Raw genomic sequence first — 21,163 nt, 5'->3', positions numbered from 1 at the left:
GATTGCTGCGCGGCTGCTCATCGCAGCCCGACGCTGCCGCCGCTATTTACAGCCAGACGCTGTCGAGCGTCGCGTACTTCATGGTCTCGGTCTGAGCTGCCGCGCCGGGAGCGGCGACGGCGTTCGCGGCGACTCCACCGAAGGCCGCGACCAGAACGAAAACCAAACCGGCGAGACGGCCCAGCTTCCTAGCAGACATGTTTTCTCCCGTATTGGCGCTAGTGCACGGCGGGGGGTTACCTGATGGTGCCACACCGGTTGTGCGACAGGGAGTGTTCACCGGCGGGTCGCGGCGACCCTCCGGCAAAACCTGGCCGAACGGTTGAGTAGCCGCCGACTGTCCACGCTGAAGAATTGGCGGCTTTATGAGCGATTTAAGAGGAGAAGTAAGAACAATTCGCCTCGCCGCGTCAGGGTGGCTTGACGTCAAGCTGACTTGACGAACACAGTGGTGCCCATGGCGACTCCGGACGAGCTGGAACGACAGCACACGCTCATCAGCGCTACCCGGCGTTACGACGACCTGCGGATGCGAGACGCCCTCGCCGCCATGAACCCGGACGACGCCGCCCCCGCCCTCTCCCCCGCCGAGACCCTGGAGATGCTCGCGCTCAGCGAGGTGGTGATCCGCAAGGCGGGGTACGGACGGCAGGCCATGGTCCGCTCGGCACGCGCCGCCGGAGCCTCGTGGACCCAGATCGGCGCCGCCGTCGGCAGCAGCAAACAGGCCGCCTGGGAAGCGCACCAGCGCTGGATCGAGGACCAGGTCCGGCAGCACGAGCAGACCGGGCCCCAGGGCCTCGACCCCGACCCGGCGCACCGCGCCCGCGGGCCCGCCGGGCGGCCCGACTGACTCAGTCGCCGGTGGCCGCCGGGCGGTCGGTGTGGCTGTACTGCGACCAGGAACCCGGGTAGAGCCGCCCCCGGCCCAGACCGGCATGCTCCATCGCCAGCAGGTTGTGACAGGCCGTCACCCCGGAACCGCAGTAGGAGATCACCTCGGTGGCGCCGTCCACACCGACCGCGGCGAAACGCTCGCGCAGCCGGGCCACCGGCAGGAACCGGCCGTCCCCTGTCAGGTTCTCCCGGCAGGGCAGGCTGCGGGCGCCCGGGATGTGACCGGGGCGCGGGTCGACCGGCTCGGCGTCACCGCGGAACCGGGCCGCCTCCCGCGCGTCGAGCACCACGTAGCCACCGGCCACGGTGTCGGCCAGCGAGGCCAGCCGTCCGGCCGGCCACTCCCGCGGGGTGAAGGTCGCGGCGGGCCGGGCGGGGGGCTCGGGGGTGAGCTCACCGTCGTACCCGGGCAATCCTCCGTCGAGCAGCGCGGCCTCGCACCCGATCGCCCGCAGCAACCAGACCAGCCGCGCCGCGACGACCCCGCCGGCATCGTCGTAGGCGACCACGGTGTCCGCGTCGCCGATGCCGGCGGCGGACATCGCCGCCGCGAAGACCCGCGGATCCGGCAGCGGATGCCGGCCCTCGGCCGGCGACGCCGGGCCGGCCAGCGCGGTGTCCAGGTCGATGAAGACGGCGCCGGGCAGATGACCTTCCTGGTACGCCGCTCGCCCGGAACGACCGTCGAGGTACCAGCGGACGTCGGCCAGGACGACGTCCCCGGCGTGGGCACGCAGCCAGTCCTGATCCACCACGGGGTCGATCACCGTGTTCGCCACCTTTCCGGTTCCTGTTGCGGTCCGCTTGCTGCTCCGGCTCAAGGTTCGCGCCCCGATGACCGGCTTCCCGTCCCGGATCCGGCTATCGGCCGGACAGACCCAGCCGCATGCCGAAACCGATCAGGGCCACGCCGGTCCCGGCGTCGACGGTACGCCGGACCGAGCGCCGGGCCAGGACACCACGCGCGGCCTGCGCGCCGAAGATGATCAAGGAGAACCAGACCAGCGCCTCCAGATCGTGCACCAGGGCCAGCAGCAGGCCGACCCCGAGCGGGGACGAGTCCGCCGGCACGAACTGCGGCAACACCGCCACGTAGAAGGCGCCCACCTTGGGGTTCAGCAGATTGGTGAGCAGCCCCCTGCCGAACGTGGCCCGCCAGGTCGGGGCGGCCGCGGACGGCGGCGCCGCGGACCCCCCGTCCGCGGGGCGGCGAAGCCCGGCGCGGATCATCCGGACACCGAGAAGGACCATGTACGCGGCGCCGGCCACGCGCAGCGCGGTGTACGCCACGGTGGACGCGGTGAGCAGGGCGGAGACCCCGACCGCGGCGGCGGCGCCCCAGGTCAGGGCGCCGGCGCCGACCCCCAGGGCGGTGGCGAAGGCCGGGCCGCGGCCCATGGTGACGGCGGCGCGGAGCACCAGGGCGGTGTCCAGGCCCGGCGTGATGGTCAGCAGGGCGCCGAGGACGGCGAAAGAGAGGACGGCGTGGGTGAGGTCCATACGCCGTTACTAGCCGTTCGACGGCGGTGGCGGCCAGCATGATCCGGTCGCCGCGGCGGGTCAGGCTTTCCGGGTCGGGCCCGTGCCGCGGCCACGAGGGCGGAACCGCACCAGGGCCACGCCGACCAGCACCACGGCGACCAGCGCGGCGGCCTGGCCGGCCACGGCGCCGGGCAGGTGCAGGCCACCCACGTAGATCACCAGGGCCAGGCCGAAGAGCAGGTGGTAGCAACCGGCGTCACGGGCGGTCCGGAACGAGCGCGCGATCACGCCCGGCGCCTCGCCCCGCACCAGGATCCGCATGCCGAACAGGAACAGCGCGAGACCCAGCACGCCACCCAGCACCTCGGTACCCATCGCATCAGTGTGCGGCCGGGGCGGGCGGCGGTCAGGCGGTTGCCGGTAATCGGTGCAACCGGCTCGGCGACCGTGGCCGGCCCCGCCATCAGGACCGGCCGAACGCCGTCAGCGGTAGTTGGTGAACTGCAGGGCGACGCCGAAGTCCTCCTGCTTGAGCAGCGCGATGACGGCCTGCAGGTCGTCCCGCTTCTTGCCGGTCACCCGCAGCTGGTCACCCTGGATCTGCGCCTGCACGCCCTTCGGGCCCTCGTCGCGGATCTTCTTGCTGATCGCCTTGGCCTTGTCCGACTCGATCCCCTCGACCACCTTGAGATCGATCTTGAAGGTCTTCCCGGACTGCCGGGGCTCGCCCGCGTCCAGCGACTTGAGGGAGATGTTCCGCTTCACCAGCTTCTCCTTGAAGACGTCGAGCGCGGCGACCGCACGCTCCTCGGTCTCCGACGTGATGGTGAAGGCCTCGCCCGACTTGGCGAGCTCGGTGCCCGTGCCCCGGAAGTCGAACCGGGTGCTCAGCTCCTTCTCCGCCTGGTTGAAAGCGTTGTCGACCTCCTGCCGGTCGACCTTGCTGACGATGTCGAACGACGGGTTGGCTGCCATGATCAGACTCCTGCGGCTGGATGCTTGTCGATGTCGCCGGCGGGCCGGAACCGGCCCCGCGACATGCCGACCGTACCCGGTTGCGAACCCGCCCTGCGGTACGGCTATCCTGATGTCCGCTGCTGCGGGAAACCGCGGTGGTGCCCAGGCGGGTTGCCCGAGCGGCCAATGGGAGCGGACTGTAAATCCGTCGCGAAAGCTACAGAGGTTCGAATCCTCTACCCGCCACCACAGGGCAAGGAAGGCCCCTCACCTGCTGAAACAGCGGTGAGGGGCCTTCTTCGTCGGTCCTACTCGGTCTCACTCGGAACCGCTCGATCTCACTGGTCGTGTCGTATACGTGTCGGCGCATCGCCATGATCGGTTCTGTCCTGGCTGAACAGGCGCGCCGGAAACAGCTCCGCGTATCGGCGCGCCTCGTCGTCCCCGATGGCAACAAGCCCTAACGTTCCTTTCGCGTCACTACTCGTGCCACCCCGCCGGATCGGTGGACTCGCGTGCGGTTCACCGCTCTGGTGTTCCGAGGGCCCGGCTTCCCCGGGACCGGACAGGCGAGGAAGCATGACGAGCGACGCAGACGACGATCAGCCGCACCATCGGGAAGAACAGGACGAGAGCACCGAGGGACAACCTTCAGATCACCTCTGGAGCATTGCCCTCGGTTCGGCCGAACTCAGCGCTCTCTACTTCTCCTACAAGGGGAACGAGGGCGCAGCGCAGATAGCGCAGGCCCTCGTTCTCGTGATTCAGATGTTGCGCGCGCTGCGCTAGCGTCTGGTCGTCCGGGGGTCGTGGTTGCAGCCACGGCCCCCAACCCTTTGTCCAGCCGCACATTGGACACCTCACCGCGACTGTCAAGCAGTGCTTACCGATGTCGCTCTTGTGTGATACCCAACCTGTGAGCAGAGGCTATAGCGGGCTATAGGACAACGCACGCGAACACGCGGAAGGGTTGGCCAGTATCTTGCATGCCCATGCTGGGCAGGGAGACAGGTCTTACGCCTCGGTCGTACCTCCGAGTGCTGCTTCGACTCTCCGCCGCGCCGCCTCGTCCTGGCCGTAGATGCACTCGCATACACCCGCATGAGAACGTGGACGCTGTGCCCGGCTTACTCGGCGACCTGGGTCGCGGGGACGCCCGCGTTGGGCCGGAGCGACACGGCGGCGTGCCGCAGGTCGTACGGTCGGCGGGCCAGCGGCGACCGGACCTGGGCGGGCGTAAGGGCGGCCTCGCGCGCGGCGCGCCACGCCTTGCCGTACGAGTTGCTCGGGATGGGCTGGCCGAGCGTCGGCACGTAACGACGGCCGGGGCCGCGCCGGGTGATGGACAGCCTGCCATCGAGCGCGAGCTTGTATTCAGCGATGTGGTGGTCGAGCAGGCGGCAGAGCGGCGGCGGGGCGGGCACCGGCCGTGTCGCGCTCTTCGCCCGGTGCTTGAGTCCGCGTCGCTCGATCCTGCCGCCCTCGTCGCCCCACCCGTGCCCGACGGCGACGGTTGAGCCGGTGAGGTGCAGGGCACCCCACCCGCCCTCGACCTTCGGCCGCTCGTACTCGTCTTCTCGGAGGTTCAGCACCTCCTCGGGGCGCAACGCGGCGTAGTACATGCAGCCGAAGAAGGCGACCAGCTCGGGCGTGCGGTCGCGGACGGCCGCGAGCAGCGCCCGAGCTTGCGCCGGGTTGACTACCGCCTTGCGGTCGACCTCGTCGTCGTGCTTCGGGGCGACCCAGCTCACCGGCGACAGCGGGTGGACATCCAGTGGCCGCAGCCCGGCCGCGTATTTGAGGGCGCCCGAGAAGATCGCGTGCTTGCGAGCAATGGTGCTCGCGGATGCCGCGCCGCCGTCCCCCATGCGGATCGCGATGGTGTCGAGGGCCTTCCTGATCACGGCGGCGTCGTCACGGCGGACAGGTCAACGGGGTTGGACTCCAGCCACCGCACGGCGGTCGCCAGTTCGGCCGGCGGGTCTCCGGCGTCGCGGCGGGCCTTGTTGACGACCAGCCGTAGAGGGCGGCCCGGATGGCTTTCTCACTCGGCGCTCCCCTACTGCTCGGCAGAAGGGTCGGGGTCACCGTAGCCAGCGCCTCGGCGATGCCCGTGCGGTGCTTGGCCGAGGCGCGTGGCCACTTGACGTCGACGTAGGCGATCGCATGGTCGTACCACGGTCGGGCGTTGAGGGCGCGAGCCATCGGCTCGGGCAGGCCGCACGCCTCGTCGAAGGCGACGCCTTCCCGTTGGGCGATGACCAGCTTCGACCGGTAGTTGTCGGCAAGCGCCCCGGTGGCGAACGTGTCCCGGAACGGCTTCCCGGCGACGACCCACCGGACGGACCGAGCCCCATTACCCGTGCACCTCATGCGCCGCAGACCGGATACCGCGCGGGCCGCCAGAGGCGCGGCGCGGGAGGCGCGCCGACCGCGAGAGAACCGGATGCCGCGCCGAACGCCAGAAACACGCAAGGCGCGCCGACCGCAAGAAAAGCGGATGTACGGACCACCTGAGACCCGCGCCGACCGCAAGAAAAGCGGATGTACGGACCACCTGAGACCCGCGCCGGCCGCGCGGGATGCGGATGGCGCGGGCCGCGGGAGGGGGCGGCGCGGGCGGGTTCAGATCGCCTCGGGGAGCGGGGTGGCGGAGCGTTCGGCCGCGCGCCGGTCGGCGCGGGCCATCGCGCCGTCCGGGAGGGCGGCGACGGTCGCGGCCAGCAGCAACACGGCGCCGGCGAAGACGAACGACCACGGCAGGCCGCCCGGCTGGTCGACGATGACGCCGGCCAGCGCGCCGCCCGCGGCGCTGCCGGAGACCGACACGGTGACCACCCAGGTGTACGCCTCGTTCAGCATCCCGGCCGGCGAGAACCGGCCCACCAGGTTGTTCTCCACGGTCAGCGCGGGGGCGATGGTGGCGCCGCCGAGCACCAGGGCCACGCCCAGGTGGACCGGGCCGGGCATCAGGGCCAGCACCAGGAAGCTGGCCGCGACCGCGCTCAGCAGCCAGGCGAACTGCCGGGACAGCGCCATCGCCGGCCGACGTGTGCCGAACCAGATGCCGCCGATCGCGCTGCCCACGCCCCAGACGCCGAGCAGCACGCCGCCCAGCGCGTCGCCGCCGCCGTGCTGCGCGGCGTAGGCGGGCACGATCACCCCGGCCGCCCCGAAGGCGATGCCGAGCGCGCTGACGCACAGCAGCAGGGCAGGGAAGCCGCCGGCGCGCAGCGGGCCGAGTCCCCGGGCGGCGTGCTCCGCCGGGTGCGTCCCGCGGTGCCGCATCACCGGCAGCCGGGCCACCCACGTCGTGCCGACCAGCGTCGCCACCGCCGAGCAGGCCAGCGCCGTCGCCGGTTGCCCGGTGACCACCAGGAACGCCGAGACCAGCATCGGCCCGAGCACGAAGACCAGCTCGAACAGCGAGGTCTCGGCGGCCATCGCGGCGGCGCGCAGCCCGTGCCGGCCGCTGCCCGGCGAGGTCATGTCGGACCAGGCGCGGCGGATGGCCGCGCTCAGCGGAGGGTACGTCGCGCCGGCCGCGGCCGAGGCCACGAAGATCCATGCGAGTGCGCCCGCGCCGCCCCGGCTGGCCAGCAGCAGGCCGCCGAGCGCGAGCGGATGCAGGATCGCGGTGGCCAGCAGGATCGGCGCCGGGCCGATCCGGTCGGCGAGCCGCCCGGCGACCGGGCTCAGCGCCGCGCCGGCCAGCGCGTAGACGCCCCCGGCCAGGCCGGCCGACGCGTACCGCCCGGTGGCCTGCTCGACCAGCAGCAGCAGCCCGAGCGGGGTCATCCCGATGCCCAGCCGGGCGAGCACGCCGACGACCAGCAGGGTCCGCCCGCCCGGTAGCTGCCACACGCCAAGGTACTGACGCAATGCGGTCACGAGCCGGACCTCCCGGGTGTAACGAGTGACAGAGCCTCCGACGCTAACGTCGGCCGGCTCGGAACACACCCGAGAAGCCCGTGCTGTCATGCGTCTCACCCGGCCGGACGGCCGCGCTCGCGCGGGGCCGTCCGGCCGGGTTGCGGCGGGTCGGCGCGCCGCCGATCGTCCGGCGGGTCAGCGACGGTACGGCCGGGACGCCCCGCTGGTCAGGGCGGCCTGCTCGTGCAGCCGCCTGATCCGCTCGCCCATCGGCGGGTGGGTGGAGAACAGCGCCGTGACGCCGCCGCCGCGGAACGGGTTGGCGATCATCAGGTGCGCCGTGCTGGCGACCCGCCCGTCGGCCGGAAGCGGGACCCGCTGCGTACCGTAATGGATTTTCTCCAGGGCGCTGGCCAGCGCGAGCGGGTCCCCGGTCAGCGTGGCGCCGGAGGCGTCCGCCTGGAACTCGCGGTTGCGGCTGATCGCCAGCTGGATGATCGACGCGGCCAGCGGCCCGAGGATCAGCATCAGCAGCAGGGCCGCCGGGTTCGGCGCGTCCTCGTCGTCCGACCCGCCGAACGGCAGGAAGATCGCCAGCTGGGCGAGCATCGTGATGATCCCGGCCAGCGCGCCCGCCACGCTGGAGATCAGGATGTCCCGGTTGTAGACGTGGGAGAGCTCGTGCCCGATCACCCCGCGCAGCTCACGCCGGTCCAGGATGCGGGTGATCCCGACGGTGACCGCGACCGCGGCGTGCTGCGGGTTGCGCCCGGTGGCGAACGCGTTCGGCTGCATCGACGGGGCGACGTACAGGCGCGGCATCGGCTGGCCGGCCTGCTGCGCGAGCTCGCGCACGATCTGGTGGAGCGCCGGGAACTCGGCCTCGCCGACCGGCTGCGCGCCCATCGCCCGCAGCGCGATCTTGTCCGAGTAGAAGTAGCTGACCGCGTTGGTGACCAGCGAGAGGATCACCGCGATGACCAGGCCGGTGCTGCCGCCGAGCCAGTAACCCACGGCCAGGATGAGGCCGGTGAGCAGGCCGAGGAGAGCGGCCGTCTTGAGTCCGTTGTGATGGCTGTGCACGTTCGGCTCCTTCAGCATGCGGGCTCGTAACCCGCATTCAAGAGAACGCCTTCTGCCGGCGCGTTCATCCGAGCGGGCGCTGTGAGTTCGCTGAAGCTCCTCGATCGTCCGCGATCGCCCGCTCCTGAGGCGTCCGCCGGTCCGGGGCCGTGAGGTGGGCGACACCGGGGCGGGACAGGGATCGACGACAGATACCCCCCGGGGGTATGCTGCGGGTATGCAGACACTGACCCGCACCGCCATCGCCGCCACGCTGCACTGCCTCACCGGCTGCGCCATCGGTGAGGTGCTCGGCATGGTCATCAGCACCGCGCTGGGCTGGCCCGACGCCGGCAGCATCGCGCTCTCCGTCGCGCTCGCCTTCCTGTTCGGGTATGCGCTGACCATCCGTCCCGTGCTGGCCGCCGGCGTTCCGCTGCGCCAGGCCATCGGGGTGGCGCTGGCGGCCGACACCGTCTCGATCGCGTCCATGGAGCTGATCGACAACGCCGGGATGCTGCTCGTTCCCGGGGCGATGGACGCCGGGCTGGGCGACCGGCTGTTCTGGGGCAGCCTGGCCGGCTCGCTGGCGATCGCGTTCGTGCTGACCGTGCCGGTGAACCGCTGGATGATCGCCCGAGGCCGGGGGCACGCCGTGGCACACCACCACCATCACCACTGAGATGCCGCCTTCCGTTCGCCGAGGCAATTTGCACTCAGTGCACGCCGAGCTAGTGTCGACAGGGTGCGACAACGCAGCCCGGAGACCTGGCGCCTGATCCGTGACTCCGCCGTCGGCCTGATGGCCGAGCGCGGCTACGACGCGGTCTCGGTGGACGACATCGTGGCCGCCGCCGGGATCTCCCGCCGCACCTACTTCAACTACTTCGCCGGCAAGGAGTCGGTGCTCTTCGACCCCGACCCGGACGACCCGCGGCTGTGGGCCGAGCTGACCGCGGCCCGGCCACCGGGCGAGCCGCTGTGGACCGCCCTGCACCAGCTGATCCTCGGCTACACCGCGGCCACCGCGGACCGGATGATCCGGCAGCGGCGGGTGCTGCGAGCCTCGCCGGAGCTGGCCGTCTGCTCGCGCGACGTGTGCGACCGGTTCTGGGACGCGGTACGCCGGTGGGCCGCCGGCCGCGACGCCGGCCGGCCCGACCTGCACCTCGATCTTCTGATCAACACCGCCCGCTCGGTCTTCGCCACGGTGTCCGCGCGCTGGGACGCCGAGACCGGCATCGACGGCCTGCACCGCCTGATCGACGAGGGCTTCACCCTCCTGCAATCTCCGGAATGGACGACCTCATGACCCGTGTACCGCTTTCCGTGCTGGACCTGGCCACCGTGCGCGAGGGACACGGCAGCGCCGACGCGCTGCGCGGCACCATCGAGACCGCGAGGACGGCCGACGAGCTGGGGTACGCCCGGTTCTGGGTCGCCGAGCACCACAACATGCCGGCGGTCGCCTCCACCGCGCCGCCGGTGCTGATCGGGGCGGTCGCGGCGCAGACCCGGCGGATCCGGGTCGGCTCCGGCGGGGTGATGCTGCCCAACCACATGCCGTTCGTGGTGGCCGAGCAGTTCGCGCTGCTGGAGGCGCTCTACCCGGAGCGGATCGACCTGGGCATCGGGCGCGCGCCGGGCACCGACCAGGCCACCGCGGCGGCGCTGCGCGGCGTGTCCCCCTACCTGACCGTCGAGCAGTTCCCCGAGCACCTGCAGACGGTGCTCGGGCTGCTCGGCGACGAACGGGCCGCCGGCAAGACCGGGCGGTTGCGGGCCACGCCGGCCGCCGAGACGTACCCGCAGGTGTGGATCCTCGGCTCGTCGACGTACGGGGCGCAGATCGCGGCGGCGCTGGGACTGCCGTTCTGTTACGCGTACCACTTCGCGATCGCGTCGGACGTGGACAGCGCGCTACGGCTGTACCGCTCGGGCTTCCAGCCGTCGCCGAGCCTGGCCCGGCCGCACGTGATGGTCAGCGCGTCGGTGATCGCGGCGGAGACCACCGAGGAGGCGCAGCACCTGGCCGGGCCGAGCCGGATCATGGCGCTGAGCCTGCGTACCGGGCGGCTCGGGCCGATCATCCCGCCCGCGGCGGCGGCCGAGCGGCAGCTGTCCGAGCTCGACCGGCAGATGCTCGACTCACTGCCCGGCACGCAGTACGCAGGCACCGCCGACGAGGTGGTCGCCGGGCTGGACGCGCTCGTCGAGCGGACCGGCGCGGACGAGCTGATCCTCGCCAGCACGGTCTACGACCCGGCGACCCGGCAGGACACCCTGGCCCGGATCGCGAAGGCGTGGGGCCTGTAAACAGGTTTGTCGATCCGGGCGCGTCCCGGAGGATGGCGTCATGGTCTGGCAGCTCACATCCGATCCGGAGACGTTCGCCTCGGTCGCCGGGGACTTCCTGCGCTCCGCACCGGCCCGGCACACCCTCTTCCTCACCCTGATCGACAGCCTGCGGACGCGCGGCTTACATGCGTACGGCCCGGCCGACCCGTATTTCGGCTGGTGGACGACGCCGGGCGGCGACGTGGCGGGGGTGCTGCTGCAGACCCCGCCGTACCCGGTGCTGTTCAGCGGGATGCCCGCGGACGCCGTTCCCGCGGCCGTCGCGGCCCTCGCCGACCGGCCCCTCACCGGCGTCAACATGCGCACCGGGGACCTCGACGTGCTGGTCGGCCTGCTCGGCCGGCCGGGCCGGCCGGGGATGCGTACCCGCCTGCACCGCCTCGACAGCCTGATTCCGCCGGACCCGGCGCCACCGGGCGCCGCGCGGCCGGCCACCGTGGCCGACCGGGACCTGCTGATCGAGTGGCTCGGGGCGTTCTACGACCACCTCGGCGAGCCCCGGCCGCACCTCGCGGACGTGGTCGACGAGCATCTCGCCCACGCCGGCGTCACCCTGTGGACCGACGGCGGCGTGCCGGTCTCGATGGTGTTCCGGTCCCGCCCGCAGGCCGGGATGGTCCGCATCCTGAACGTCTGGACGCCGCCCGGGCACCGCCGCCACGGCTACGCGGGCGCGGCGACCGCGGCCGCCACCCGGGCCGCGCTCGACGACGGCGCCACCGAGGTGGTGCTCTACACCGACCTGGCCAATCCGACCAGCAACGCGCTCTACCACCGGCTGGGATACCGGCCGGTGGAGGATCGCGCGGTGATGGAGTTCACGCCGTCGGCGCTCTCGGTGAACGTGGGAGCGGCGGAGCCCAGCCTCGGCAAGGACACGGCGACGACCGGCATCCGCAAGCGGCCGGTCACCGAGCCGGTGGCGGTGCGCGCACCCGGCCCGAAACGGACCGGGCTGCACAGCGGGATCGTCGGCGACCACATCGGGGACACCCACCACCACGGTGGCGACGATCAGGCGGTCTACGCGTACGCCGCGGAGGACTACGCCTGGTGGTCCGCCCGGCTGGGACGCGACCTGCCACCCGGCATCTTCGGCGAGAACCTGACGACGTCCGGACTCGACCTGGTCGGCGCGGTGATCGGGGAGAGATGGGAGTTCGGGTCGGGACTGGCGCTGCAGGTCACGTTCGGGCGGATCCCGTGCGTGACGTTCCAGAACCGGATGGGCGAGCCGCGGTGGGTCAAACGGTTCGCGCAGGCCAACCGGACCGGGGCGTACCTGCGGGTGCTCGTCCCCGGTCAGCTGGTGCCCGGTGACACGATCACGGTCACCGACCGGCCGGGACACGGCCTGACCGTGGCCGAGGGCTTCGACATCTACCTGCACGACGTGTCCCGCCTGCCCCGGCTGCTGGAGGCGCCCGAGCTGCCGCCGTCCATGCTGGCCGAGATCCGTGAGCGGCTCGGCTGACCGGCCGGTGGCGGCGTGGTTGGATGGTCGGATGACATTCGCGGTGACCGACGTGCCGGAGAAGGGCCGTTTCGAGGCCCGGGACGAGGCGGGCGCCCTCGCCGGGGTGCTGACCTATCAGATCACCGGCCCGATCGTCGTGTACACGCACACCGAGGTGGAGCCGGCCTTCGAGGGCCAGGGCGCCGGTTCGGCCCTGGTCCGCGCCGCCATGGAGGACGCCCGCGCCAGGTCGCGGACCGTGGTGCCGATGTGCCCGTTCGTCGCCGGCTGGCTGGACCAGCACCCGGAGTTCGAGTCGCTGGTCGCCCGGACCACCCGCCGGGTGAAGTGACGGCGGCCGTCGCCCGGACCACCCGCCGGGTGAAGTGACGGCGGCCGTCGCCCGGACCACCTCGCGCGGACCGGGCCGCCCGGGTCAGGTCAGCGCGTCGAAGAGCAGTTGCGGAGCGAAGCCCAGCACCACCGCCACCGCCACCGCCACGATCAGGGCGGCCGCGACCGGGCGCGCCACCGGCAGGCGCGGGTGCAGCGCGGCGTCCAGCAGGACCGGGTCGGCGACGCTGAACCCGATCCGCGGGGGCAGCGTGTACAGCGACGCGGCGACCCGGACGTAGTACGCCAGGGCGATGACCGCGTTCAGCACCACCACGCCGGCCAGCCAGGCCCAGTGCGCCCCGACCAGCGCGCTCACCACCGACACCTTGGCGAAGAGACCGGCCAGGCCCGGCGGCAGACCGGCCAGGCCGGCCAGGGCGAAGGTCAGCGCGGCGCCCAGCCACGGGCTGCGCCGGCCCGCGCCCCGGTGGTCGAGCAGCGTGCCACCGTCCGCGCCGGGCAGGCGCAGCGCGACGACCACCCCGAACGCGACGAACTCCAGCACCACGAAGAAGACCGCGTAGGCCAGCGCGGCCGGGACCCCGGGCGCGCCGAGGGCCAGGGCGGCCAGGATGTAGCCGGCCTGGGCCACCGAGGACCAGGCCAGCAGGCGCACCATCCGGGTCTGGCGCAGCGCGACCAGGTTGCCGACGGTCATGGTGAGGACCGCCAGCACGGCCAGCACGACCCGGGCGTCCAGGTGGGCGACCACGGCGGCCAGCGCGAGGACACCACCGAGCTTCGAGGCGGTGGAGAGGTACGCGGCGATCGGGACCGGGGCGCCGTCGTAGGTGGCCGGAGCCCACGCGTGCAGCGGGACCGCGGCGACCTTGAAGGCCAGCCCGATCACCAGCAGGGCGACGCCGACACCGGCCAGCGGCCGGAACGGGCCGGACCCCGGCGTCAGCAGGGCCAGGTGCAGGGCGCCGGTGGCGGCGTAGTTCAGCGCCGCGCCGAGCAGTGTCACGGCCGTCGACACCACGCTGATCAGGAAGAATGTCAGCGAGGCGGAGGCGCCGGTGGAGAGCGGCCGCTCGTCGGCGGCGAAGCGGCGCAGGCCGACCAGCACGTACAGCGGCAGGGTCAGGGTCTCCAGGCCGACGATCAGGGTGATCAGGTCGCCGGCGTAACCGACCACCACGCCGCCGGTCATCGAGCAGGCCAGCAGGAAGCAGAACTCCCCGGCGGGCGCGATGCCGAGGCGCAGGGCCGGCGCGGACAGGGCGAGCACGCCCACGGTCAGGGCCGCGAACAGCGCCGCGGTGACCGCGGCCGGCCAGGCCGGGACCCAGGAGCAGGCGCCGGTGGTGCAGAACGTGCCCGGCTCCGGCCCGACGACCAGCGCGAGCACGGCGGTGGCGAGCGCGCCGAGCGCGGTGACGACCGGCACCGCGGCCCGCCGGGCGACGAACAGGTCGATCAGGAACGCGAGGATCGCGGTGCCGGCCGCGGCGTAGAGCGGCAGCAGCGCGAAGTGGTCGACCGGCTGGCTCACGGCTGCCCCCCGGCGGCGCCCGGCGGCGGGACGGAGGGGTACGGCGGCTGGGTCACGGCTGGACTCCGAGCAGGCTGAGGAGCGGAAGGTCGGTGTCGGCGAGGACCAGGGCCGGGACGATGCCGACGGCCAGGGTGAGCAGGACCAGCGGCGCCCAGGCGAACCATTCGACGGCGGCGATCGACGGGCGCAGCGCGTGCACCGACGGCGTGGCCGGGCCGTGCGTGAGCCGGCGCAGCAGGCGCAGGAAGTAGGCCGCGGTGAGGGCGCCGCCCAGCGCCGCCAGGGCGGCCAGCGTCAGCCACCACGGGCCGCCCCGGCGTACGGCGGCGACCACGGCGAACGCCTCGCCCCAGAACCCGGCGAGCCCGGGCAGGCCCAGCGAGGCGACGGCGGCGAAACCGAACAGGCCGGCCAGCCGCGGCGCGCTCTCCCGCAGGCCGCTGAGCTGGTCGAGCGATCCCGTGCCGGCCCGGTCCTTGATCGTGCCGGCCAGGAAGAACAGCAGCCCGGTGATCAGGCCGTGCGCCACGTTGCCGACCAGCGCGGCCTGCAGGCCGGTCACCGTCAGCGTCGCAATGCCGAGCAGCACGAAACCCATGTGCCCGACGCTGGAGTACGCGATCAGCCGCTTCAGCTCGCGCTGGCGCAGGCAGATCAGCGATCCGGCGAGGATGGCGACCACGGCGAGCGCGCCCAGCGCCGGGGCGGCCCACGCGGCGCCCTCCGGGGCCACCCCGACACCGACCCGGATCAGGCCGTAGGTGCCCATCTTGAGCAGCACGCCGGCCAGGATCACCGAGCCGACCGTGGGGGCCTCGGTGTGCGCGTCGGGCAGCCAGGTGTGCAGCGGCCAGAGCGGGGCCTTGACCGCGAACGCGACGGCGAGCAGGGCGAACACCACGCACTGGGTGGTCCGGGTGAGGGTGGGGGCGCCGGTCAGCGCGACCAGGTCGCCGGTGCCGGCCTCGGCCACCACCAGGACCACGCCGAGCAGCAGCAGGACCGAGCCGGCCAGGGTGTAGAGCACGAACTTGCGGGCCGCCGCGCGCCGCTCCGGACCGCCCCAGCCGGCGATCACCGCGTACATCGGCAGGAGGACGACCTCGAAGAAGACGAAGAACAGGATCAGGTCCAGGGCCAGGAAGGTGCCCAGGATGCCGACCTCCAGGACCAGGAGCAGGACCGCCAGCGTACGACCGGAGCCGCCGCCCCGGGGCACCTTGCGCACCGTGTACGCGCAGCACAGCAGCGTCAGCAGCCCGGTGAGCACCACCAGCGGGTACGAGACGCCGTCCACCCCGAGATGGAAGCGCAGCCCGAGCGCCGGCACCCAGGGCAGGTCCAGGGCGGCCCAGGGCATCAGGGGCGGGCCGGCGGTGCGCTCGCCGTAGGCGAACCAGCCGAAGTCCACGTCGGTACGCAGCGCCGCGGGCAGCAGGGTGAGCCCGAAGGTGACCGCCGCGAACCCGGTGGCGACGATCCGGGCCTGCCGGTCCCGGGCGGCCGGGAGCAGCGCGACCAGGGCCGCACCCAGCGCTGGCACCAGCAGCATGGCGACCAGCACGACCGAGCCGGCCGACCAGGGCGCGGCGGGAAGGTACTCGCGATACATCAGGTCAGCGCTCCCAGCCACGCGACGACTCCGAGGACGAGGGCGCCGAGGACGACCAGCACCGCGGCGCCGGGCAGGGCCACCCGGTGCGCCTCGTCGAACGCCCCGCCGAGGCCGCGCGTCCCGGCGCCGGCGCCCTCCACGGCGGCGTCCACCACCCGCTCGTCGGTGGCGGTGGCCAGCCGGGCCAGCGCCTTCACCGGGCGCACGATCAGGGCGCCCTGCACGGCGTCCAGGTGGAAGCCGGCGGCCAGCAGCGGGCGCGCCCGGCCCAGCGCCTCGGCCGGGTCCACGCTCGGCGCCGCCCACCACAGCCACCAGGCGGTGCCGGCGCCGGTGGCCAGCAGCAGCAGGGGCAGCAGGATGGCGACGCCCAGGTGCGGATCGTCCAGCTCCAGGGCGTGCCGGAAGCCGGGGGCGAAAGCGGCCAGGCCGAGCAGCGCGGCCGGGACGGCGAGCAGCAGGATCGGCCAGCGCATCAGGGCCGGCGGGTCGTGCGGGACGGCCGGGGTGTGGTAGCGCCCGTCGTCGAAGCCGACCTCCCAGTGCGGGCCGGCCGGCCCGTGCGCCCGGGACGGCCCGAAGAAGGCGCGCAGCAGCAGCCGCGTCGCGTACCACGCCGTCACGCCCACGGCGAGCAGGGCGGCCAGCCACACCACCCAGGCGGCCCAGGCCGGCACCCGTTCCCCGCCGTCGGTGGCGTGCGCGGCCGCGGTCAGCACGTTCTCCTTGGACCAGAACCCGGCCAGCGGGGGCAGCCCGGCCAGCGCGCCCAGCCCGATCACGAACGACCAGAAGGTGACCGGCATGTGCTCGCGCAGCCCACCCATCCGGGACAGCAGGTTGGTGCCGACCGCGTGGATCACCGCGCCCGCGGCGAGGAACAGCAGGGCCTTGAACGCCGCGTGGGTGAGCAGGTGGAACAGGGCGGCGGCGGGGGAGCCGACGGCCAGCGCGCCGGTCATGTAGCCGATCTGGGAGACCGTGGACCAGGCCAGCACCCGTTTCAGGTCGTCCTGGGCCATCGCCGACAGCGCGCCGAGCAGGATGGTGATCGCCGCGAGCACCGCGAGGACGGCCAGCGCGGCCGGGGACTGCCGGAACAACGGGTAGGTGCGGAACACCAGGTACACCCCGGCGGCGACCATCGTGGCGGCGTGGATCAGCGCGGAGATCGGGGTGGGGCCGGCCATCGCGTCCGGCAGCCAGGTGTGCAGCGGGAACTGCGCGCTCTTGCCGGCCACCCCGGCCAGGAGCAGCAGCAGCGCGGCGGTCAGCGTGCCGGCCGGATAGTCGTGCGCCAGGACGGTGGGCAGGTGGGTGCTGTCCGCCTGGGCGATCAGCAGCGCGATGCCGAGCAGGAAGCCGACGTCACCGACCCGGGTGACCAGGAAGGCCTTCACCGCGGCGGCCGGGGCCTCCGGGAGCCGCCGGTCGTGGCCGATCAGCAGGTAGGAGCAGGCGCCCATCACCTCCCAGCCGATCAGCAGCACGATCAGGTCGCTGGTGCAGACCACCAGGAGCATCGCCCCGGTGAAGAGGCTGATCTGCGCGGCGTAGGGCGCGTAGCGGGGGTCGTCGTGCAGGTAGGTGATCGAGTAGATCTGCACGAGCAGCGCGACCACCGCGACCGCCAGCGCCACGTAGCCGGCCGCGGCGTCGACCAGCACGCTGAACTGCACCGACGGGATGCCGACCGGGCCGGTGTCGAACCCGCCGCGGTACGGCTCGACGAACGCGTCGGTGGACTGCTCCATCGGTTCGAGGATCAGGCGCAACGCGAGCAGAACGGCGATGGCGGCGCCGGTCACGCCCAGACCGGCGGCGAGCCGCCGCCGCGGGGCGCCGCCGTCACCCGGCGGCAGCAGGAGACCGAGCAGACCGAAGAGCAGGGGTACGACCGGCAGCAGCGGCGCGGCGACGTCGATGCTCACCCGTCCACCCGTTCCTCGCCGGCGGCCAGGGGAACCTCGTCGATGGCGACCGCCTTACGCATCCGGTAGTACTGCAGGACGATGGCCAGGCCGACGCCCACCTCGGCGGCGGCCAGCACGATCACGAAGAGCGCGAACACCCCGCCCGAGCCGGCCTGCGAGTTCGGCGTGGCCCAGGCCTCCCCGGGCACGCCGGACAGCGCCGAGCGCAGCGAGACGTCCGCGGTGACCAGGATCAGGTTGACCGCGTTCAGCATCAGCTCGACGGCCATCAGCACCAGGATCGCGTTGCGGCGGCGCACGACGCCGTAGACGCCCAGGCCGAAGAGCAGGGCGCCGACGACGTACGCAATGGTCACATGCATCAGGCGGGCACCTGCTCTTCCCGTCCCTCGTCGCCCGGCTCGCCGGGCTCGTCCGGCTGCTGCGGCTCGGCCGGCGGGGCCGGGCGGGCGCCGATGTCCGGGCGCGACAGCACGATCGCGCCGACCAGGGCGGACAGCAGCAGGATGGAGAGCACCTCGAAGGGCAGCACCCAGGTCCCGAAGATCTCCGTGCCGACCCGCTCGGCGGTGCCCGGCTCCCGCCGCGGGTACTCGATCCAGCGGAACGCGTCGGCGAACAGCGCGGCCAGGCCCAGCCCCACCCCGGCGCCGATCAGCGCGGACGGGCCGGCCGGCCGGTCCAGCCCGGGGGACGGGCCGATCGGGGCGCGGGTCAGCATCACCGCGAACAGCAGCAGCACGACCACGGCGCCCACGTAGACCAGGATCTGCACCCAGGCCACCAGCTCGGCGCCGAGGACCAGGTAGAGCCCGGCGATCGCGCCCAGGCTGACCACCAGGTGCAGGCCGGAGCGGACCAGATGGGTGCTGGTCACCACGAGCGCGCCGGCGCCGACCGCGACGGCGCCGAGAGCGAGCAGCAGGACGTCGGCGACGGTCACCGGGCCGACTCCGGTCGCTCCGGCGGTTGCTCCCGCGGCGGTACGGCATCGGACGGGCGGGGCGGGCCAGGTCGTACCGGAGCGGGTCGAGCGGTCTTGGCGGCGGTGGCCGCGCCCGGACCGGCCGCCTTGCGCGCCGCCGTCGCCTCCTCCTTGGACGGCTCGCCGAGCACGTCGTGCGCCGGCGGCGGCGGGACGGTCCGCATCCACTCGCCCAGCCGGTCCTTGTCGTGCAGCAGCGACAGCACGTCGGTCTCGGCGTACTCGAACTCCGGCGACCAGTGCAGCGCGTCGAACGGGCACACCTCGACGCAGATCCCGCAGTACATGCACAGGGCATAGTCGATGTCGAACCGGTCCAGCACGTTGCGCTGCCGGGCGCGCGCGGCGCCGGGAACGACCACCTCCTCCTTGTGCGAGTCGATGTAGATGCACCAGTCCGGGCACTCGCGGGCGCACAGCATGCACACCGTGCAGTTCTCCTCGGACAGCGCGATCACGCCGCGGGAGCGGGGCGGCAGCTCCGGCTGCACGTCCGGGTACTGCTGGGTGGTGGTCCGCCTGGTCATCGTCTTCAGCGTGACGGCAAGGCCATTGATCAGGCCCTTGCCTGGTGTGGGGCGGTCGCCGTCATCAGTCACAAGGGCATATCCTGCCCGGTCCGAACGAGTGACGCGAGGTCGACCCCACCGTATCTCGGAGTAACGTTCGTCGGCGGGTGTGACGCCCCTCGCGGAGGGCCGGATGACCTTGGCGATCAGCGACTTCCCGCGCGCCGCCGGCTGGACCACGGAGGATCTCGACGACCTGCCCGGCACGGTCCATCGGCCCAGCGGCGTCTTCGACCGGCGGCTCACGGCGCGCGAGCCGTGGCCGATCGACCCGGACCTCAAGCGGCTGACGCCCCGGCACCCGCGTCAGAGCAGCGACTTCACCGCGACCGTCAGGACCAGCTGGGCCAGCGACACCGGGACCAGGATCAGCCAGCAGAGGCGCTGCAACTGGTCCTCGCGCAGCCGGGGAAAGGTCACCCGGAACCAGATGATCACGAAGGAGAGCGCTGCGACCTTCAGCAGCGTCCACAGCCAGCCGAGCTGGTCGGCGAACGGGCCGTGCCAGCCGCCGAGGAACAGCACCGTGGTCAGGCCGGCGATCACGATGATGCCCACGTACTCGGCGAGCAGGAAGAACGCGAAGCGCAGCCCGGTGTACTCGGTCATGTAGCCGAAGACCAGCTCGGAATCGGCGATCGGCATGTCGAACGGCGGGCGGCGGATCTCGGCCAGACCGGCGACGAAGAACACCAGGGCGGCCGGGGCCTGCCAGATCAGCCACCACGGGCGCCACGCCTCGACGATGCCGGGCAGGCTCAGCGTGCCGGCCGCCATCGCGACGCTGGCCGCGGCCAGGACCAGCGGGAGCTCGTACCCGAGCAGCTGGGCCGCCCCGCGCAGGCCGCCGAGCAGGCTGTACTTGTTGGCCGAGGCCCACGCGGACATCAGCACCGCGACCACACCGATGCCGAGCACCGCCAGGACCAGGAACAGGCCGATGTCCAGGGACTGGGCGACCAGGCCGTTCGGGCCGAGCGGGATGGTCAGGATGACCACGAGGTAGGGGAAGAGCGCGACGATCGGGGCGAGCCGGAACACGCCGCGGTCGGCGCCGTGCGGGTGCACGTCCTCCTTCTGGACGAACTTCACGCCGTCGGCGACCAGCTGGGCCCACCCGTGGAAGGCGCCCGCGTACATCGGGCCGACGCGGCCCTGCATGTGCGCCATGACCTTGTGCTCGGCCTGGCCGACCAGCAGCGGCAGCACCAGGAAACCGACCATCACGCCGGCGACCCGCACCAGCAGATCGAGCCAGAGCGGCATCAGCCGGCCTCCCCTTCGGTCCGCGGCTTCTCCGCCGGTTCGGCGGCGCCGGGCGTGTCACGTGCCGGACGGGCCGGGCGCTCCCCCGCCGGACGGGCCGGGCGCTCCCCCGCCGGACGGGCCGGGCGCTCGCCGCGGGTCGGGCGGGCCGGGGTCTCCGGCTGCGGGACCCGGCCCTTGAGCGGGCCCCACTCGTTCGGGTCCGGGACGCCCGGCGGGCGCATCGGCGCGCGCTTGGCCGAGCCGCCCTCGGACTCCCCCGGCTCCTTCGCGCCCGGCCACGGCTTCGCCACCCGGGACGCCAGCACGAATTCCTTGCGCAGCGGATGCCCCTCGAACTCCGGCGGCAGCAGCAGCGGCCGCAGATCCGGGTGGCGGGCGAAGACGATGCCGAACATCTCGTACGTCTCGCGCTCGTGCCAGGCCGCGCCGGGATAGAGATCCACCAGGGATTCCACCTCCGGGTCGGCCCGCGGCACCCGGGTCCGCAGCAGCAGGCCGTGCCGCCGGCGGGTGGACCACAGGTGGGCGACCACGTCGAACCCGTCGTCCAGCTCGTCCACCGCGGACAGCCAGTCGAAGTAGTCGCAGCCCAGCGCACCGGCGTCGGCGGCGATCGTGGCCGCGTGCCACCAGCGGGCGACCGGCACGTCGACCACCGCCCGGGCGTGGCCGGGACCGCCGCCGGAGACTCCGGCGGCGACGGCGCCCTGGCCGGGCTCATCCGTCGCCAGGAGTGCGACCAGTCGATCTCCGACCTCTTCGGGCGTCATGGGGGTCATCCTATGATCCGGCGCCGATTCACGACCTGCCGC

General features: G+C 73.0%; 21 protein-coding genes, 1 tRNA gene and 3 pseudogenes. 9 read left to right on the top strand and 16 right to left on the bottom strand.

The genetic code is table 11. The annotated features are described in order from the left end of the window. Nucleotides 1–46 precede the first annotated feature (46 nt). Nucleotides 47–199: a hypothetical protein gene (locus tag ACTEI_RS36690; RefSeq protein WP_164465819.1), complete on the bottom strand. Its 153-nt coding sequence runs from the start codon at nt 197–199 to the stop codon at nt 47–49. A 258-nt stretch (nt 200–457) separates the two neighbouring features. Between ACTEI_RS36690 and ACTEI_RS02850 the strand changes: the two genes are divergently transcribed. After that, on the top strand, nt 458–853 hold the full coding sequence (locus ACTEI_RS02850; protein WP_122976209.1) for a hypothetical protein: 396 nt from the start codon (nt 458–460) through the stop codon (nt 851–853). Between the two features lies 1 nt (nt 854). On the opposite strand, the gene ACTEI_RS02845 is transcribed toward ACTEI_RS02850, so the two are convergent. The 4 genes from ACTEI_RS02845 to ACTEI_RS02830 all read right to left on the bottom strand — a co-directional run bounded on the left by ACTEI_RS02845 (nt 855) and on the right by ACTEI_RS02830 (nt 3,354). Then, a complete protein-coding gene (locus ACTEI_RS02845) occupies nt 855–1,664 on the bottom strand; it encodes a sulfurtransferase (protein ID WP_122981885.1) in 810 nt (269 codons plus the stop codon). A gap of 94 nt (nt 1,665–1,758) precedes the next feature. Further along, nucleotides 1,759–2,397 carry a LysE family translocator gene (locus ACTEI_RS02840; protein ID WP_122976208.1) on the bottom strand — a complete coding sequence of 213 codons (639 nt, stop codon included), beginning with the start codon at nt 2,395–2,397 and terminating at the stop codon, nt 1,759–1,761. 60 nt (nt 2,398–2,457) lie between these two features. Further along, complete coding sequence (locus ACTEI_RS02835; protein ID WP_122976207.1) at nt 2,458–2,754, bottom strand: hypothetical protein; 297 nt, start codon at nt 2,752–2,754, stop codon at nt 2,458–2,460. A 108-nt stretch (nt 2,755–2,862) separates the two neighbouring features. Then, a complete protein-coding gene (locus tag ACTEI_RS02830; RefSeq protein WP_122976206.1) occupies nt 2,863–3,354 on the bottom strand; it encodes a YajQ family cyclic di-GMP-binding protein in 492 nt (163 codons plus the stop codon). 147 nt (nt 3,355–3,501) lie between these two features. On the opposite strand from ACTEI_RS02830, the gene ACTEI_RS02825 reads away from it, so the two are divergent. Both ACTEI_RS02825 and ACTEI_RS02820 read left to right on the top strand, forming a co-directional pair. Then, nucleotides 3,502–3,585: transfer RNA gene (locus ACTEI_RS02825), tRNA-Tyr, on the top strand. Nucleotides 3,586–3,915: 330 nt separating this feature from the next. Further along, on the top strand, nt 3,916–4,125 hold the full coding sequence (locus tag ACTEI_RS02820; protein ID WP_122976205.1) for a hypothetical protein: 210 nt from the start codon (nt 3,916–3,918) through the stop codon (nt 4,123–4,125). Between the two features lie 225 nt (nt 4,126–4,350). Here the strand turns inward: ACTEI_RS02820 and ACTEI_RS39265 are convergent. The 3 genes and pseudogenes from ACTEI_RS39265 to htpX all read right to left on the bottom strand — a co-directional run bounded on the left by ACTEI_RS39265 (nt 4,351) and on the right by htpX (nt 8,310). Further along, nucleotides 4,351–5,709, bottom strand: a pseudogene (locus tag ACTEI_RS39265) (tyrosine-type recombinase/integrase). A gap of 252 nt (nt 5,710–5,961) precedes the next feature. Continuing rightward, nucleotides 5,962–7,227 carry an MFS transporter gene (locus ACTEI_RS02805; RefSeq protein WP_122976203.1) on the bottom strand — a complete coding sequence of 422 codons (1,266 nt, stop codon included), beginning with the start codon at nt 7,225–7,227 and terminating at the stop codon, nt 5,962–5,964. Between the two features lie 177 nt (nt 7,228–7,404). Continuing rightward, entirely contained in the window at nt 7,405–8,310 is a 906-nt protein-coding gene (htpX, locus tag ACTEI_RS02800) for a zinc metalloprotease HtpX (protein ID WP_122976202.1), read from the bottom strand. Between the two features lie 199 nt (nt 8,311–8,509). Between htpX and ACTEI_RS02795 the strand changes: the two genes are divergently transcribed. The 6 genes and pseudogenes from ACTEI_RS02795 (at nt 8,510) to ACTEI_RS02775 (ending at nt 12,437) form a co-directional block, all read left to right on the top strand. After that, a complete protein-coding gene (locus tag ACTEI_RS02795; RefSeq protein ID WP_122976201.1) occupies nt 8,510–8,953 on the top strand; it encodes a DUF4396 domain-containing protein in 444 nt (147 codons plus the stop codon). A 63-nt stretch (nt 8,954–9,016) separates the two neighbouring features. After that, nucleotides 9,017–9,583 (top strand): TetR/AcrR family transcriptional regulator, encoded by a 567-nt coding sequence (locus ACTEI_RS02790; protein WP_122976200.1) that lies wholly within the window; start codon nt 9,017–9,019, stop codon nt 9,581–9,583. Then, nucleotides 9,580–10,587, top strand: a complete 1,008-nt coding sequence (locus tag ACTEI_RS02785) for an LLM class flavin-dependent oxidoreductase (protein WP_122981884.1) — start codon at nt 9,580–9,582, stop codon at nt 10,585–10,587. Before ACTEI_RS02790 ends, ACTEI_RS02785 begins: the two co-directional genes overlap by 4 nt. 40 nt (nt 10,588–10,627) lie before the next feature. Next, nucleotides 10,628–11,365, top strand: a pseudogene (locus ACTEI_RS39125) (GNAT family N-acetyltransferase); the annotation flags it as partial. Nucleotides 11,366–11,440: 75 nt separating this feature from the next. Next, nucleotides 11,441–12,103 carry an MOSC domain-containing protein gene (locus tag ACTEI_RS37680; RefSeq protein WP_187645928.1) on the top strand — a complete coding sequence of 221 codons (663 nt, stop codon included), beginning with the start codon at nt 11,441–11,443 and terminating at the stop codon, nt 12,101–12,103. A gap of 31 nt (nt 12,104–12,134) precedes the next feature. Further along, entirely contained in the window at nt 12,135–12,437 is a 303-nt protein-coding gene (locus ACTEI_RS02775) for a GNAT family N-acetyltransferase (RefSeq protein ID WP_122976199.1), read from the top strand. A gap of 84 nt (nt 12,438–12,521) precedes the next feature. Here the strand turns inward: ACTEI_RS02775 and ACTEI_RS02770 are convergent, their stop codons facing one another. From ACTEI_RS02770 to ACTEI_RS02730, 8 genes and pseudogenes are all read right to left on the bottom strand, one after another. Further along, nucleotides 12,522–13,976 (bottom strand): NADH-quinone oxidoreductase subunit N, encoded by a 1,455-nt coding sequence (locus tag ACTEI_RS02770; RefSeq protein ID WP_122976198.1) that lies wholly within the window; start codon nt 13,974–13,976, stop codon nt 12,522–12,524. A gap of 52 nt (nt 13,977–14,028) precedes the next feature. Continuing rightward, a complete protein-coding gene (locus ACTEI_RS02765; protein ID WP_122976197.1) occupies nt 14,029–15,591 on the bottom strand; it encodes a complex I subunit 4 family protein in 1,563 nt (520 codons plus the stop codon). Next, a complete protein-coding gene (locus ACTEI_RS02760; protein WP_122976196.1) occupies nt 15,591–17,525 on the bottom strand; it encodes an NADH-quinone oxidoreductase subunit 5 family protein in 1,935 nt (644 codons plus the stop codon). Before ACTEI_RS02760 ends, ACTEI_RS02765 begins: the two co-directional genes overlap by 1 nt. Then, complete coding sequence (gene nuoK, locus ACTEI_RS02755; protein ID WP_122976195.1) at nt 17,522–17,890, bottom strand: NADH-quinone oxidoreductase subunit NuoK; 369 nt, start codon at nt 17,888–17,890, stop codon at nt 17,522–17,524. Before nuoK ends, ACTEI_RS02760 begins: the two co-directional genes overlap by 4 nt. Continuing rightward, on the bottom strand, nt 17,890–18,471 hold the full coding sequence (locus ACTEI_RS02750; RefSeq protein ID WP_239082276.1) for an NADH-quinone oxidoreductase subunit J family protein: 582 nt from the start codon (nt 18,469–18,471) through the stop codon (nt 17,890–17,892). The genes nuoK and ACTEI_RS02750 overlap by 1 nt, the downstream gene beginning before the upstream one ends. After that, complete coding sequence (locus tag ACTEI_RS02745) at nt 18,468–19,040, bottom strand: 4Fe-4S binding protein (RefSeq protein WP_372443232.1); 573 nt, start codon at nt 19,038–19,040, stop codon at nt 18,468–18,470. The genes ACTEI_RS02750 and ACTEI_RS02745 overlap by 4 nt, the downstream gene beginning before the upstream one ends. Before the next feature lie 348 nt (nt 19,041–19,388). Beyond that, a complete protein-coding gene (locus tag ACTEI_RS02740) occupies nt 19,389–20,348 on the bottom strand; it encodes a complex I subunit 1/NuoH family protein (protein WP_122976193.1) in 960 nt (319 codons plus the stop codon). A 57-nt stretch (nt 20,349–20,405) separates the two neighbouring features. Next, a pseudogene (locus ACTEI_RS02730) lies at nt 20,406–21,121 on the bottom strand (NADH-quinone oxidoreductase subunit C). Nucleotides 21,122–21,163 lie beyond the last annotated feature (42 nt).

The sequence above is a fragment of the Actinoplanes teichomyceticus ATCC 31121 genome, assembly GCF_003711105.1.
In the GTDB taxonomy this organism is placed as follows: Bacteria; Actinomycetota; Actinomycetes; order Mycobacteriales; family Micromonosporaceae; genus Actinoplanes; species Actinoplanes teichomyceticus.
This window is presented reverse-complemented; position numbering and strand designations above follow the sequence as displayed.

What these genes read in the sequence shown, in the direction of transcription:
- ACTEI_RS02840 (WP_122976208.1), bottom strand. Translation starts at nt 2,397, where the DNA reads ATGGACCTCACCCACGCCGTCCTCTCTTTCGCCGTCCTCGGCGCCCTG.
- ACTEI_RS02765 (WP_122976197.1), bottom strand. Translation starts at nt 15,591, where the DNA reads ATGTATCGCGAGTACCTTCCCGCCGCGCCCTGGTCGGCCGGCTCGGTC.
- ACTEI_RS02745 (WP_372443232.1), bottom strand. Translation starts at nt 19,040, where the DNA reads ATGACCAGGCGGACCACCACCCAGCAGTACCCGGACGTGCAGCCGGAG.
- ACTEI_RS02775 (WP_122976199.1), top strand. Translation starts at nt 12,135, where the DNA reads ATGACATTCGCGGTGACCGACGTGCCGGAGAAGGGCCGTTTCGAGGCC.
- ACTEI_RS02785 (WP_122981884.1), top strand. Translation starts at nt 9,580, where the DNA reads ATGACCCGTGTACCGCTTTCCGTGCTGGACCTGGCCACCGTGCGCGAG.
- ACTEI_RS02830 (WP_122976206.1), bottom strand. Translation starts at nt 3,354, where the DNA reads ATGGCAGCCAACCCGTCGTTCGACATCGTCAGCAAGGTCGACCGGCAG.
- ACTEI_RS36690 (WP_164465819.1), bottom strand. Translation starts at nt 199, where the DNA reads ATGTCTGCTAGGAAGCTGGGCCGTCTCGCCGGTTTGGTTTTCGTTCTG.
- ACTEI_RS02740 (WP_122976193.1), bottom strand. Translation starts at nt 20,348, where the DNA reads ATGCCGCTCTGGCTCGATCTGCTGGTGCGGGTCGCCGGCGTGATGGTC.
- ACTEI_RS37680 (WP_187645928.1), top strand. Translation starts at nt 11,441, where the DNA reads ATGGAGTTCACGCCGTCGGCGCTCTCGGTGAACGTGGGAGCGGCGGAG.
- htpX (WP_122976202.1), bottom strand. Translation starts at nt 8,310, where the DNA reads ATGCTGAAGGAGCCGAACGTGCACAGCCATCACAACGGACTCAAGACG.
- nuoK (WP_122976195.1), bottom strand. Translation starts at nt 17,890, where the DNA reads ATGCATGTGACCATTGCGTACGTCGTCGGCGCCCTGCTCTTCGGCCTG.
- ACTEI_RS02850 (WP_122976209.1), top strand. Translation starts at nt 458, where the DNA reads ATGGCGACTCCGGACGAGCTGGAACGACAGCACACGCTCATCAGCGCT.
- ACTEI_RS02795 (WP_122976201.1), top strand. Translation starts at nt 8,510, where the DNA reads ATGCAGACACTGACCCGCACCGCCATCGCCGCCACGCTGCACTGCCTC.
- ACTEI_RS02835 (WP_122976207.1), bottom strand. Translation starts at nt 2,754, where the DNA reads ATGGGTACCGAGGTGCTGGGTGGCGTGCTGGGTCTCGCGCTGTTCCTG.
- ACTEI_RS02820 (WP_122976205.1), top strand. Translation starts at nt 3,916, where the DNA reads ATGACGAGCGACGCAGACGACGATCAGCCGCACCATCGGGAAGAACAG.